The sequence below is a fragment of the Stenotrophomonas maltophilia group sp. Smal13 genome (assembly GCF_030236855.1).
Lineage (GTDB): Bacteria > Pseudomonadota > Gammaproteobacteria > Xanthomonadales > Xanthomonadaceae > Stenotrophomonas > Stenotrophomonas maltophilia_A.
In genome coordinates, this window is sequence record NZ_JASJSQ010000042.1 from 1 (window position 1) to 13,249 (window position 13,249).

Genomic DNA, 13,249 nt, shown 5'->3' on the forward strand with positions numbered 1-13,249 from the left:
AGGTGGGGCGGTGTCGGAGTGCGGGGTGTCAGCCGCATGGATGCGGCTGCCAAGCTTACAGGGATGTACTTGCAGCGTGTCCCGCCACCCCACCCCGGTCCGACCCAGCAGGTAAGAACAGCGAGCCGACCAACCTGCTGTTGATCTTGATGTTGATCTGTAAGCAGTCGCGGCCGCAGGCCGCGCGGAACACTCACAGATGCCGCAGTTCCTGCTTCAGCGTCGCCACGCAGCGGCGGCTGACTTCCAGCGGTTGCTTGCCATGGCGCAACATCGCCTGCACCTGCCCACCCGTGCCACGACGCAGCTCCACCAGCTCATGGCGTGCCACCAGGCAGTTGCGATGGATGCGGATGAAGCGGCTGGCGAACTCTTCTTCCAGCGACTTCAACGACTCCTCGATCAGGTCCTCGCCGCGCGCGTGGTGCACCACCACGTACTTCTCTTCGGCCTGCAGGTAATGGATGTCGTCCAGCGGAATCAAGCGCAGGCTGCCGCGCAGGCGCGCGCACAGCATGCTGCGCGCCTGCTGCCCGCGGTGGTCCTGTGGCTGGCCATCGCGGCCGGCCAGGAACGTGCGCGCGCGCGCGATGGCCGCGGCCAGACGCTCGGCACGTACCGGCTTCATCAGGTAATCAATCGCGGCCGCCTCGAACGCCGACAGCGCATGCGCATCGTAAGCGGTGCAGAACACCACCGCCGGGCGCGGCTCGAAGCTGGCCAGGTGGCGGGCGGCTTCCAGGCCATCCAGCCCGGGCATGGCGATATCCAGCAGGACCAGGTCCGGCTGCAGTTCCGCGCACGCGTGCAGGGCCTGCTCGCCGTTGCCGGCCTCGGCCACTACATCCACACCGTCCTGCGCGGCCAACAGGCTGCGCAGGCGCTCACGCGCCAGCGGTTCGTCATCGGCGATGACTACCCTCACGATCGCTCCCTCACTGGATCGGCACTGTCACCTGGCAGGCATAGTAGCCCTCGCTCCAGCCAGCCGTCATCCGCGCGGCGCTGCCGAAGCGCCAGGCCAGCCGATGGCCGATGCTGTGCTGGGCATGGCCGGCACCGCGCGCCAGGGCCAGCCCGGGGGCCTGCGGGTCGGGCGCCGGATTGCGCACGCAGATCTGCAGTTCATTACCCTCGCGCATCAGCTGCAACTCGATGGTGCCACCCTCGGGCAGCCGCGAGATGCCATGCAGCACGGCGTTCTCCACCAGCGGCTGCAGTACCAGGCGAGGCAGGGGAAGATCCCAGGGCAGCGGTTCGTCGTGCTGCCAGCGCACCTGCAGGCGCTCGCCCAGGCGCAGTGATTCGATCGACAGATAGCGCTCGGCCAGCTCGCATTCGTCACGCAGGGTGGAATCACCCTCGCCCGCCCCCAGCGCGGCACGGAACAGATCGGACAGGTCCAGCACCGCACGCTCGGCCACGACCGGGTCGCGATGCAGCAGGCTGGCGATCAGGTTCATGCTGTTGAACAGGAAATGCGGGCGGATCCGCGCCTGCAGGGCATCGGCCTGTGCGCGTGCGTTGGCCTGTACCTGCGCGGCCCAGCGATCACTCACATAGAAGTAGCGCAGGGCCAAGGCAGTGATCAGCGCCGTCGTCGCCGCGCTGCCCAGCGTGAAGCGCCAGAAGCTGATGCCGCGGGCGAAGTTGTCGCCAAGCACCGCGTACAGGGCATGCACGATGCCCGCGCAGACCACCGCGATCAGCGTCGCCAGTGCGATGGCCGAGACCGCCCCCAGAACCTGTGGCAACCTCGACAACGCGTTCCGCAGCAGGCACAGGCTGGCCGTTACGGCCAGCGCCAGCCACAACGCGAAACCACTGGCCGACAGCAGTTCGCCCACAGTCCAGTGGCGGCTGCCATCCGGGGCCAGGGCCAGCACCACCACCACCAGTTCGGCCAGGCCGAGCATCGCCGCCAGCCGCGGCAGGCGGCACAGTTCCGGCATCCAGGGCGGGGCGCTGGCCGGCGGCATGGGTCAGGCAGCGCCCAGGCGTTCCTGCAACCAGTCACCCAGCGCCTGGATCTCTTCGGCGCAGACCTGGTGGGCCATCGGGTAACTGTGCCATTCCACCTCCAGGCCCAGCGCCTGCAGTGCCTGCGCACTGTGTGCGGCCACCGCCTGCGGAATCACCGGATCGCTGCTGCCATGGGCCATGAACACCGGCACCTGCACGGCGCCTTCAGCGCGCTTTGCGCCGTCGGCTTCGGGCAGGTAGGTGGACAGCGCGATCAGGCCGGCCAGCGGCGCAGTGCGTGACAGCGCGGCGGTCAGGATGATCGCGCCCCCCTGCGAGAAACCGGCCAGGAAGATCTTCTCCGGCGCGATGCCACGCTCGATCTCGCGCGCGATCAGCGCATCCAGCTGCACCACCGATTCCTGCACGCCCACCATGTCGGCGCGCGATCGGAAATCCATGCCGACGATGTCGTACCAGCCGCGCATCGGCACGCCGTTGTTGATCGTGATCGGCCGCACCGGTGCATGCGGGAACACGAAGCGCAGCGCCGGCCAATGCGGACGCACCAGCTCCGGCACGATCGGCGCGAAGTCGTGGCCATCGGCACCGAGGCCGTGCAGCCAGATCACCGACCACTGCGGCGAGGCGCCGGTCTCCTGTTCCACCGTTTGCAGCATGATGCGGCTCCTTCAAGTTCGAGCCGCATTATGCCGCTGCCGCGGGACGATCAGTACAGCGGCGGTTGTTCGGCCGCTTCCCGGCGCAGCTGCGCGGCGCGTACCAGCACCGGCGGCGGGATGTTCTCCTCGGGGATATCAAGCAGGCCAAGACGGTGCAGGAAGGCGCCGGGGCCACGCGAAGACGTCAGTGCCACCACCGGTACCGCCAGCACCATGCCGATCACCACCGGCGCCATCCACGCGGCCAGCGATGGCGACACCGCCCAGGCCAGCATGCCCATGAAGGCGCCGAACACCCCCAGCCCACCGTAGCCACGGATCAGCGCCAGCCACGAAATGCCACCATCGTCACGCTGCTGCGCGTCCCACCCCGAATCGCGGCCGGACAGCACTTCGGCCACGCCGCGCGACTGCACGTACATCACCACCGGCGCCATCAGCGCGGCCAATACGGTTTCCACCAGCATCGAGACGAACGCGCGCAGGGCACCGCCACACCCGCGGCGGTCGACCGGGTCCAGCAGCATCGCCAGGTAACCCAGCACCTTGGGCAGCAGCAGCACCGCCATGGTCGCCGCGAACAGGCGCACCACCTGTTCCTCATCCTGGGCCCGCCAGTACACGCTGGGCGACAGGTGCAGCAGCGCGTTGAAATCGATGCCTTCCTGGAACAGCGGGATGGCGATGCCGATCAGCATCAGCATCGCCCACATCGGCGCGGTGAAGTAATGACCGATGCCGATCAGCATGTGCATGCGGCTGATCCAGTGCAGGCCACGGCTGCCGACCACCTTGCCGTGCTGCAGGTTGCCCTGGCACCAGCGGCGGTCGCGCACCAGCAGGTCGGTCAGGGTCGGCGGACCTTCTTCATAGCTGCCGCCCAGGTACGGCACCATGTGCGCGGCCCAGCCCCCCCGACGCATCAGCGCCGCTTCGACGAAGTCATGACTGAGCACGTGGCCACCGAACGGCTTGCGCCCCGGCAGCGCCGGCAGCCCGGCCTGATCGGCGAAGGCGCGGGTGCGGATGATGGCATTGTGGCCCCAGTAATTGCTCTCGGCACCGTGCCACCAGGCCACGCCACGGGCGATCACCGGACCGTACACACGGCCGCCGAACTGCTGCATGCGCGCGAACAGGGTGCGCCCGCCGATCACCGACGGCAGGGTCTGGATCAGGCCGACGTCGGCGTTGTGCTCCATGCCCGCGACCAGGCGCACGATGCTGTCGCCGGTCATCAGGCTGTCGGCGTCCAGGATCAGCATCTGCGGGTAGGCGCCGCCGAAGCGGCGGACCCAGTCGGCGATGTTGCCGGCCTTGCGCCCGCTGTTGTCGCCACGGCGGCGGTAGAACAGCCGCGCCTGGCCATCGGGCACGCGCTCGCGCAGTTCGGCGAACACCTGCTCCTCGGCCCGCGCGATGTCTTCGCGCCGGGTATCACTGAGCACGAAAAAGTCGAACCGGTCGAGCTGGCCGGTGGCGGCCACCGACTCGTAGATCGCCTGCAGGCCGGCCAACAGCCGGCGCGGATCTTCGTTGTAGGTCGGCATCAGCAGCGCGGTGCGGCTGTGCACCGTCGGCAGTGGCTTGTCCGGGTCGATGCCGAGGCGATACCCCCGGTCGAACACGGCAGTCAGGAAGCCGGCCACGGCGCTGGCGAAAGACAGCGCGATCCAGGCGAACAGGCCGACAAACAGCACCAGCAGGCAGGCCTCGAGCACGCTGATGCCATTGGCCGACAGCACCCGCCACATCATCCGGGTAGCGATGGCGGTCATCGCCAGCGTGCCGCCGAAGATATAGAACCGGCGCAGGCCGATCAGCCGCGGCGAGGTGCGGTGGCGGCGAACCTTCAGCTGGCCTTCGCGCAGGGTCTGCTCAGGCATCTGCAACGGCGATTCGGCCGGCAGCAGCGTCCAGCCGGCATCAAGCCGGGACGTATCTGCTTCCGCATGGATGGTCTGCACCTCCATTGCCGCCTACTCCGCGCAGTCGGCACGGCCGGCCATCCCGGCCGGGCTGCATGCACCAAGGTTCCCGGCGCGCTTTCCCGGCGCCCGCACTTGTCCTGGCTGCGTCGGCGTCACGCCACGCAGTCGCTGTCTGTCACTACCGGAACCCACACGATCTCCAACGGGGCGGAATCGAAAATGCGGCTCAGTCTAGGGCGCCGGATGTAAGCCGAGTGCGAAGGTCTACGCCGGGATTTATCCCCATTCAGCAAACAGCAGGCGAGTGCCGGGGCAGGGGAACGGATGTCACTTGGTCGCCCCAGGTACTGGATCGTAACAAACGCGAACGGTTATCATTTCATTAACCAGGCAGGTCACCGTCTTCCGCACGGCCGAGACCCACCCAGCTGCGCCGGTTCCAACCCAGCGCCCAACGACCCATGGAAGGGGGCTGCCTGCTGTCTGCGTGCGCCTGCTGCTTCCACCGGGTCCCCCTCCTCCGATGGAAGCCGTCATGTCCCTGTCGTTCCGTACCCCTTCCGCGCGCCTGCCGCGCACCCGCCTGGCCTGCGCTCTGGCCACCGCCTGCCTGCTGGCCCTGCCCGGCCTGGCCGCCGCAGAGGCCAGCGCCGATGCCTCCACCAAGGATCTGGATACCGTGGTGGTCACCGCCTCGGGCAACCAGCAATGGATCAAGGATGCACCGGCCAGCATCAGCGTGATCAGCCGCGAGGACATCGAGCGCCAGCCGGTGCACGACCTGGCCACCCTGCTCAGCCGCGTGCCGGGCGTGACCGGTGGCCTCAGCGCGGTCGGCGAGCAGTCCAAGATCAAGCTGCGTGGCATGCCGTCCAATTACACGCTGGTGCTGGTGGACGGCAAGCGCATGGGCAGCTCGGCCTCGACCAACTACCGGCCCGACCTCGGCCGCCAGGATCTGAACTGGATCTCGCCCGACCAGATCGAACGGATCGAGGTGGTGCGCGGACCAATGTCGTCGCTGTACGGCTCCGACGCCATGGGCGGGGTGATCAACATCATCACCAAGCGCATCGGTGATGACTGGAACGGCAGCGCCACCCACAGCTATACCCGCCCGGGTGATGGCAAGCGCGGTGATACCCAGCAGATCGGTGCGACGTTCTCCGGCCCGCTCGGCGACCGCTTCGGCCTGCGCATCGGTGCCAACAGCATGCGCCGCGACTCCGACCGCTCCAACGGTGGTGTCTATGGCAATGCCTACGCCGGCGAGAAGGACCGCAATGTCGACGCGCTGCTGCAGTGGAAGCTCAGCGATGCGCAGGAACTGTCGCTGGAAGCCGGCCACGGCGTGCAGCAGGCCTTCATCGACGCGTCGCTGGAAAAGCAGGACGAAGGCGCCTGGGGTGCCAGCGAACTCAAGCGCAGCTCGCTGGCGCTCAACCACGATGGCAAGTGGAGCTTCGGCAACTCGAAGCTCAGCGCCTACTGGACCGAGTACAAGAACGACATCGGCGCCACCGGCCGCTCCGAGGCGACCGATACGATCATCGAAGGCAGCCTGACCACGCCGTTCACCCTGGGCGTTGAACACCAGTTCGCCGTCGGTGGCCAGTGGAAGCGCCAGGAACTGACCAATACCGATACCATCGGCCGCGCGCCGATCGACTATGCCGGCAATGCCGTCAGCGGCTCCAACCTGGAAGTGGATACCTGGGCACTGTTCGTTGAGGACGAACTGAAGCTGCACCGCACGCTGGCGCTGACCCTGGGCGCACGCCTGGACCACCATGAGAAGTTCGGCAGCCACGTCAGCCCGCGTGCGTACCTGGTCTGGCACCCGGCCGAACAGTGGACGATCCGCGGTGGCGTCTCCAAGGGCTTCCGCGCGCCCAGCCTGACCGAGAATTCGGCCACCGCGGCCACCCAGTCCGGCGGCCGCGGCTGCACCTCGCTGATTCCGCTGGGCTATACCCGTGGCGGCTGCTACATGGCCGGCAACCCGGACCTGGACCCGGAAACCAGCACCAACCGCGAGATCGGCATCAGCTTCGACAACGACCTGCTCGATGCCGGCCTGACCTACTTCCATACCGACTTCAAGAACAAGATCGAATACGCGCCGCTGGGCGAGTTCAACGGCATCTGGTGGACGCGCATGAGCAACGTGCAGCGCGCACGTACCAGCGGCATGGAAGGCAACCTGAACTTCCGCTTCGGCGAGCAGTGGCGCTGGCGCACCTCGGCCACCTGGATGAAGGAAGCCAAGAACCTGACCACCGGCAGGAACCTGATCGATACGCCGGAGTTTTCCGGCTATTCGTCGCTGGACTGGACGCCCAACACGGTGTTTTCCAGCAGCCTGTCGGCGCAGTACACCGGCAAGCAGACCGGTACGGCCACGACCTTCCTCAAGGCCTACACCCTGTATGACCTGACCGCTGCCTGGAACGTCAACGAGGTACTGACCCTGCGCGGCGGCGTCAGCAACCTGGCCGACAAGAAGCTGTATGCCGAAGGCTCCACCGACTATTTCGTGGCCGGGCGCAGCTACTTCATGAGCATGACCGCGCGGTTCTGACCGGCGGCGCGCGCCGCCATCGCGCTGGCAGCACGCCAGCGCGATCGGCGGTGTTGCGGATTACTCGCTTTCCAGCGCGGCCGCGGCCGCGTTCTGCGTAGCGGCCGTGCGTGCACGGTCCATCGCTACCGCCAGTTGCTGGCGTGCGAGCAGTTGTTGTGCCTGCACCACTTCAGGTGTCGGCAGGAGCACCGGTCCCGGTGCGTTTTCCGGTATAGCAGGTGTGGTCATGCAACCTCCATGGACATCCCACCGCCGCCCGGGTTCAGCTGGGGCGGCAGCGGAACTGCGCACCCTATCCTAAAAACAAGGCGGATGGGTGACGGTGCGGCGCCCCGCCGCAGGCCTGCACATGCCGGGCGCGTCACATTTTTGACGGTTGAGGGTAGTTTCCTGAACCGTCGGCCTCGTATCATGTAACCGTTTTCCTACAAGGACGTAATCGTCAATGAACGCCGTCGACCTCTCCCGCTTCAGCCCGAAGTGGCAGTTCCGCTTCAATTTCTTCCAGCAGCACGGCGCTCCGAAGGAGCCGCGCTTCAAGGAAGCCTGGAAGGCGCTGTCCTTCGGCGACCGCCTCAAGATCAACATCAACTTCTTCGCCTTCTTCTTCGGCTTCATCTACCTGTTCATTCTGGGCATGTGGCGCAAGGCGCTGGTGGTGATCGGCATCGGCCTCGTGCTGGGCATCGTGTCCCTGTTCCTGCCGGATATCATCGCGCGCCCGCTGTTCATCGCCATGAACTTCCTGGTTGCCGCCAGCACCAACTACAGCTACTACCTGGAGCAGGTGAAGGGCAAAGCCAGCTGGAATCCCTTCGAGGGCATGTTCTGACGCGATGCTGCCGCCGCACTCCGGCCTGGCATAGCATCAAGCAGAAATGAAGACGCCCGGCCTTGGCCGGGCGTCTTCATGTGCGCGCAACAGGATCAGGCCGCGCGGCGGACCGTAGCCACCGGCTCGGCCTGCAGGCGGAAGCGCGAGACCGCCACCGCCAGCTGCTCGGCCTGTTCTTCCATCGCACGCGCGGCGGCACTGGCCTCTTCCACCAGTGCGGCGTTCTGCTGGGTGGTCTCGTCCATCTGCACCACGGTCTGGTTGACCTGCTCGATGCCCGCCGACTGCTCGCGCGAGGCTGCCGAGATCTCGGCCATGATCTCGTTCACTCGGCCGACCTGGCCGACGATTTCCTGCATGGTGCGGCCCGCGCCGTGCACCAGCTGCGCACCGGCACCGACCTGCGCCACCGAGGCGTCGATCAGCTCCTTGATCTCCTTGGCCGCGCCTGCCGAGCGCTGGGCCAGCGCACGCACTTCGCTGGCGACCACGGCGAATCCGCGGCCCTGTTCGCCGGCACGCGCCGCTTCCACCGCCGCGTTCAGCGCCAGGATGTTGGTCTGGAACGCGATGCCATCGATTACCGAAATGATCTCGGCAATGCGCTGCGAGGAGGCCTCGATCTGTTCCATGGTCTGCACCACCTGGCTGACCACCTGCCCGCCTTCGCTGGCCACGCCCGCTGCGGAGCCGGCCAGGGTGTTGGCCTGCAGCGCGTGGTCGGCATTCTGGCGCACCGTGGAGGTCAGCTCTTCCATCGAGGCCGCGGTCTCTTCCAGGTTCGCCGCCTGCTGCTCGGTGCGGCGCGACAGGTCACTGTTGCCTGCGGCGATCTCACCCGCCGCCAGGCGGATGCTGGCCGCCGACTGCTGGATCTGGCCAACGATCTGGGTCAGCTGATGCACGGTGCTGTTGGCATCGTCGCGCATCACCGCGAACACGCCGTGGAAGTCGCCCTGCATGCGCGCGCTGAGGTCGCCTGCGGCAATCGCGCGCAGCAGCGTCGACAGCTCGGCCAGGTTGTGGTCGCTGACCTGCATCATGGTGTTGAGGGTTTCCACCATGCGGCGGAAGTCGTGGTCGAAGCGCAGCGTGTCGCCGCGCACCGCGAAATCGCCGGCCGCTGCGGCGGCGGCCAGCTGCTGGATCTGATCGTTGATCGCCGCCAGGTTGCTCTTGGTGGTGGCCATTGCAGCGGTGAACACCGCCTTCTCGCCCGGCAGCGCTTCCATGTCCACGCTCAGGTCACCCACCGCATAGCGCTGCATCACGTCGACCAGGCGCTGGGTGACGGCGTTGCTGGAGGCCACCAGCTGGTTGCTGTCAGCCACCATCCGGCCGTACTCACCGGGGAACGCCGAGGCGTCCATGCGGTAGCTGATTTCACCGGCGTCATGGCGACGCGCCATTTCCACCTGCGCCGCCATCACCGACTGCAGCTGCCCCCGCATGCCCTGCATCGCGTCCAGCAGGCGGCCCACTTCGTCGTTGCTGCGTGCCGGCAGGGTGCTGTCCAGCTTGCCCGCGGCGACGTCGCCGGCCACGCGCACGGCTTCGGCCAGTGGGCGGATCGCCAACCGGCGCAGCAGCACATAGACACCGGCACTCAGCGTCAGCGCGGCCACCACACCAACCAGCAGGGTCAGCCACAGCAGCTGGCGCGCCTCGGCCACGATCACCGCGTGCGGCATCACCACACCCAGTGCAAAGCGCTGCGGCGCATCGCCCACACGCAGCGGCACGTATACGCGCACGTTGCCGGCGGCATCCGGAGTGAAGGCTTCGAACCGGCGGTCGGCGGCGATGTCTGCCAGCATGCTGCGGGTCAATGCGTCGCCACGCGGCTTGCCGATTTCGGCGGCATTGGCCGAGGCCAGCACCACGCCATTGGGCGAGAGCAGTTCGACGCGCCCGGCGCCCATCGGCTTCAGCGTGGCCAGGTGCTTCTGCAGCGCCGCCAGCGAGAAGTCCACAGTGAACACACCGAGGAACCGGCCGTTTTCGATGATCGGCGTGCTCAGCGTGCTCATCAGCACCTGCTGGCCACCGATGTCATAGGCGTAGGGCTCGCTTACCTTCGCCAGCTTGTCGCGGCTGGGCACCATGTACCAGTCACCGGAGCCACTGGCCGTCTCGGTGTAGTCGGTCATCGTCGACTGCTGCGGCCTGCCGTCGTGCCAGGCCCAGTAGCTCATGTAACGACCGGTGGCATCGTGCGCTTCGGTGTTGACGAACTCGGCATCCTTGCCATCGAAGGCGTCGGCCTCCCACATGGTGCTCTTGCCCAGCCACTCGGGGTGGGTGCGCAACTGCTCGCCCAGCACGGCAGCCAGGCTGGCACGGTCCGGAACATCGCCGCGCGCGCGCTGGGCGAGCACGGCCTCGACCATGGCGTCGTTGCTGGCAAAGGCGGTGCCCAGATCGGCCGCGACCTGGCGGGCTTCCGCGGTGGCTTCGCTGGCCATGGTCTGGCGCGAGGCGTCGATCAGGCTGGCGCTGGCCTGGCGGTAGATCAGGAACGCAGTCAGGCCGAAGCACAGCAGCGCGATCGCAGCGGTGCCCAGCATCAGCTTGTGGGCGATGCTGCCCGGGCGGCGGGCAGCGGCGGAGCGGGGAGAAGGCATGGAAGGATCCGCAAGGCAGTTCAGGACGACCGGCACCGCGAGGGCACCGCGCAGGTGCGCGATCCGTCGCGCAGGCCACCGGCCGCCGGGACACGCCCGGCGCTGGAAGCGCACCGGGTTAGCGGCCGCCTGCGAACGAGGTTGAGGCGGTCCATCTGCACATTCCTGAACCTGCTCAGGGTCGGGTCAGGAACCCGCCCCGCTGCCGCCCTATTCGGCCACGCGGTCCTTGATCCATTCCGCCCGCGGCAGCACCTCGATGCTGCCAACCGCGTACTGCTGCAGCACGTCGTCCGGGCCGAAGCGCGGCTGCCAGCCCAGTGTGCTGCGCATCAGTGCACTGTCGTAGACGCGGTCAATGCTCAGCGGCAGCGGCCAGCCACGGCGCTCGAACTCGGCCAGCAACTGCGGGGCACGGCGGGCCAGCACCCTGCGGGGCTGGGTCGCCAGTTCCAGGCAATCCTCACGCAGGAACGGCGTCGGTGCGCAGGCAATGTAGCGTGCGAAGGCAGCGCCCTCATCGTGCAGCAGCGCGGCATGTGCGCTGGCCACGTCGCGCGCGTCGATACCGCGGTGCAGGCGGAACATCGCCATCCGCTCCGGTGGCTCGGGGAAACAGCGGGCCATGCGCAGCACGCGCACGCTGAAGCCCGGCGCCGCAGCGGCTTCAGCCAACGCCTCGGCCTGCAGCTTGCTGCGATGGTAGATGGTGCGTGGCAGCGGCTCGGTATCTTCATCGATCCAGCGACAACCGCCCGCCACCACCGCATGGCCATACAGCGCCGTGGTGCTGGTCAGCACGAAGCGGCGTGCACCGGCCTCGCGGGCAGCCTGCAACAGGTGTGCAGTCGCCTCCACATTGATCTGCTGGAATACCGCATCCGGCACCAGGCCGACATGGGGTGCGTGCAGGGCGGCGGTATGGATCACCGCGTCGACGCCCTGCACTGCCCGGATCACGGCCTGACGATCGGTGACATCGGCAATGATGCGGGTGGTGGCGAATGGGCTGCGATCCAGCCCCACCACTTCGTGGGCCGCCGCCAGCGCGCCGAAGATCGCACGCCCGATCCGCCCGGAACTGCCGGTCAACAGAATCTTCATTGAGTCCATTCACTCGAAGCGCCCGGGAACTACCGGGATGCATCGATTCTAGGCACGCTGCATGTCGTCTGCGATAGGGCGCGGTTGCAATTGTGCGTTCATTCTGGCGATGCCGATCGGGCGAGCAGCTGCCGGGCGACGAACAGCGGATCGTCACCGCCTGCTGCATCAGGCGTGACGCCGGTGCGTTCCCAGTTGGTTCCGGTACGGAGGTTGATCGGCTGCCGGTCGGGAATGCTGATCTGATAGCCATCCGGCAGCAGCACTGGATCATCGAACATATGTGCCGCACCGCCACTTCGACTACCAACGACACGTGCCCGCCCCTGCGCCTGCAGCGAGTACGCGACGAATTCGGCGGCCGACCCGGTGCGGCGGTCGATCAGCACCACCAGCGGCTTCAGGTACAGCCCCAGGCTCGCCGGTGGCAACGGTACCGGACTGCGCTGGCCACGGCGTTGCAGTGACTGCACCTGGGTGATCTCCGCCGCCAGCAGGGTCCGCACCAGCAGGTCCGCACTGCCGTCATCGCCACCACCGTTCTGGCGCAGGTCCAGCACCAGGCCATCGGTGTCGGCCAGCAGGGTGAAGGCAGCAGCCAGCTTCGGCCGGGCCAGATCGAGCGGATAGAAGGTGCTCAGGCGCAGGTAACCGATGTTGCCTTCCAGCACCCGCACCTCGCGCACGCCCGCACCATTGCTGCGCGCATCCGCGCGCCAGGCCATCAGCCAGTCGTCCTGGCCGGCGCGGGCATCCACCCGCTCGACATGGAAGTGGCCATCGAACACGTCCAGATCCTGGTTCAAGCGTGCGCTGAACGCCTTGGGGTCCGCGCAGCTGTCCACATAGCGCTGCTGGGTGGACCAGCCGCGCACGGCCTCGGCAATGTGCGCGCCTTCGGCCACGTCCAGGTACTGCGCCTGTATCGCCGTGGCCGCCGCCTGCAGCACCGCGTCCTGGGCCGGGCAGGACGCCGCCAGCAGCGCGCCCAGGATCCACGAAACCGCCATGACCGCACCCCATGTTGATGATATGTAAGTGCTTATATATCATCGCCACCATGGATCTCCAACATGCCACCCTGGGAACACTGCTGCGGGCCCTGCTCGACCAGCTGGACCCGGCGGTCGAGCAGGCCTACCGCGACCTGAAACTGGACTACCGGCCGCGCTACACCCCGGTGCTGCGCACGCTGATGGCGCAGGGACCCTGCCGCATCAAGGATCTCGCACTGGCCTGCGGGCTCAGCCATTCGGCGCTCAGCCAGACGGTTTCAGCAATGGTGCGCGACGGCTGGCTGCACGCTGCGGTCGGTGAAGACAGCCGCGAGCGCATCCTGCAGCTGAGCCCGCGCGCGTTGCAGGCGTTGCCGGCGCTGCAGGCGCAGTGGCAGGCCACGGCACGCGCGGCGCGCAGCCTCGATGCCGATCTTGGACAGTCATTGGAGCAGGTGCTGCGCGACGCACTGCAGGCACTTGAACAGCGGCCGTTCGCGCAGCGACTGCGCGGCACGCCCCAACGCTGAG

11 protein-coding genes are annotated in these 13,249 nt (G+C 67.4%); 3 read left to right on the forward strand and 8 right to left on the reverse strand.

All coding sequences use genetic code 11. The features are described 5' to 3' along the window. Window positions 1-193: 193 nt before the first annotated feature. From QRO95_RS14545 to mdoH, 4 genes are read right to left on the reverse strand one after another with little or no spacing between them, the layout of a single operon-like run. Complete coding sequence (locus QRO95_RS14545; protein ID WP_010481294.1) at window positions 194-925, reverse strand: LytTR family DNA-binding domain-containing protein; 732 nt, start codon at window positions 923-925, stop codon at window positions 194-196. Between the two features lie 10 nt (window positions 926-935). After that, window positions 936-1,979 (reverse strand): sensor histidine kinase, encoded by a 1,044-nt coding sequence (locus QRO95_RS14550; RefSeq protein WP_285302864.1) that lies wholly within the window; start codon window positions 1,977-1,979, stop codon window positions 936-938. 3 nt (window positions 1,980-1,982) lie between these two features. Then, complete coding sequence (locus tag QRO95_RS14555) at window positions 1,983-2,642, reverse strand: alpha/beta hydrolase (RefSeq protein WP_080291776.1); 660 nt, start codon at window positions 2,640-2,642, stop codon at window positions 1,983-1,985. 50 nt (window positions 2,643-2,692) lie between these two features. Then, window positions 2,693-4,618, reverse strand: a complete 1,926-nt coding sequence (mdoH, locus tag QRO95_RS14560) for a glucans biosynthesis glucosyltransferase MdoH (protein ID WP_032128590.1) — start codon at window positions 4,616-4,618, stop codon at window positions 2,693-2,695. A 493-nt stretch (window positions 4,619-5,111) separates the two neighbouring features. On the opposite strand from mdoH, the gene QRO95_RS14565 reads away from it, so the two are divergent. Further along, window positions 5,112-7,157: a TonB-dependent receptor domain-containing protein gene (locus QRO95_RS14565; RefSeq protein ID WP_285302865.1), complete on the forward strand. Its 2,046-nt coding sequence runs from the start codon at window positions 5,112-5,114 to the stop codon at window positions 7,155-7,157. A 60-nt stretch (window positions 7,158-7,217) separates the two neighbouring features. Here QRO95_RS14565 and QRO95_RS14570 read toward each other — a convergent pair whose 3' ends face one another. Next, a complete protein-coding gene (locus QRO95_RS14570) occupies window positions 7,218-7,388 on the reverse strand; it encodes a hypothetical protein (protein ID WP_165929944.1) in 171 nt (56 codons plus the stop codon). 217 nt (window positions 7,389-7,605) lie between these two features. Between QRO95_RS14570 and QRO95_RS14575 the strand changes: the two genes are divergently transcribed. Continuing rightward, a complete protein-coding gene (locus tag QRO95_RS14575) occupies window positions 7,606-7,992 on the forward strand; it encodes a DUF2628 domain-containing protein (protein WP_071227807.1) in 387 nt (128 codons plus the stop codon). 95 nt (window positions 7,993-8,087) lie between these two features. On the opposite strand, the gene QRO95_RS14580 is transcribed toward QRO95_RS14575, so the two are convergent. The 3 genes from QRO95_RS14580 to QRO95_RS14590 all read right to left on the reverse strand — a co-directional run bounded on the left by QRO95_RS14580 (window position 8,088) and on the right by QRO95_RS14590 (window position 12,733). Then, complete coding sequence (locus tag QRO95_RS14580; RefSeq protein ID WP_285302866.1) at window positions 8,088-10,619, reverse strand: methyl-accepting chemotaxis protein; 2,532 nt, start codon at window positions 10,617-10,619, stop codon at window positions 8,088-8,090. Window positions 10,620-10,829: 210 nt separating this feature from the next. Further along, window positions 10,830-11,723, reverse strand: a complete 894-nt coding sequence (locus QRO95_RS14585) for an NAD(P)-dependent oxidoreductase (protein ID WP_164080613.1) — start codon at window positions 11,721-11,723, stop codon at window positions 10,830-10,832. 98 nt (window positions 11,724-11,821) lie between these two features. Then, on the reverse strand, window positions 11,822-12,733 hold the full coding sequence (locus QRO95_RS14590) for a S41 family peptidase (protein WP_032128585.1): 912 nt from the start codon (window positions 12,731-12,733) through the stop codon (window positions 11,822-11,824). Window positions 12,734-12,783: 50 nt separating this feature from the next. Between QRO95_RS14590 and QRO95_RS14595 the strand changes: the two genes are divergently transcribed. Continuing rightward, window positions 12,784-13,248: a MarR family winged helix-turn-helix transcriptional regulator gene (locus QRO95_RS14595; RefSeq protein WP_032128584.1), complete on the forward strand. Its 465-nt coding sequence runs from the start codon at window positions 12,784-12,786 to the stop codon at window positions 13,246-13,248. The last annotated feature ends 1 nt before the right edge of the window (window position 13,249 follow it).

What these genes read in the sequence shown, in the direction of transcription:
- mdoH (WP_032128590.1), bottom strand. Translation starts at nt 4,618, where the DNA reads ATGGAGGTGCAGACCATCCATGCGGAAGCAGATACGTCCCGGCTTGAT.
- QRO95_RS14590 (WP_032128585.1), bottom strand. Translation starts at nt 12,733, where the DNA reads ATGGCGGTTTCGTGGATCCTGGGCGCGCTGCTGGCGGCGTCCTGCCCG.
- QRO95_RS14575 (WP_071227807.1), top strand. Translation starts at nt 7,606, where the DNA reads ATGAACGCCGTCGACCTCTCCCGCTTCAGCCCGAAGTGGCAGTTCCGC.
- QRO95_RS14585 (WP_164080613.1), bottom strand. Translation starts at nt 11,723, where the DNA reads ATGAAGATTCTGTTGACCGGCAGTTCCGGGCGGATCGGGCGTGCGATC.
- QRO95_RS14580 (WP_285302866.1), bottom strand. Translation starts at nt 10,619, where the DNA reads ATGCCTTCTCCCCGCTCCGCCGCTGCCCGCCGCCCGGGCAGCATCGCC.
- QRO95_RS14555 (WP_080291776.1), bottom strand. Translation starts at nt 2,642, where the DNA reads ATGCTGCAAACGGTGGAACAGGAGACCGGCGCCTCGCCGCAGTGGTCG.
- QRO95_RS14550 (WP_285302864.1), bottom strand. Translation starts at nt 1,979, where the DNA reads ATGCCGCCGGCCAGCGCCCCGCCCTGGATGCCGGAACTGTGCCGCCTG.
- QRO95_RS14565 (WP_285302865.1), top strand. Translation starts at nt 5,112, where the DNA reads ATGTCCCTGTCGTTCCGTACCCCTTCCGCGCGCCTGCCGCGCACCCGC.
- QRO95_RS14570 (WP_165929944.1), bottom strand. Translation starts at nt 7,388, where the DNA reads ATGACCACACCTGCTATACCGGAAAACGCACCGGGACCGGTGCTCCTG.
- QRO95_RS14595 (WP_032128584.1), top strand. Translation starts at nt 12,784, where the DNA reads ATGGATCTCCAACATGCCACCCTGGGAACACTGCTGCGGGCCCTGCTC.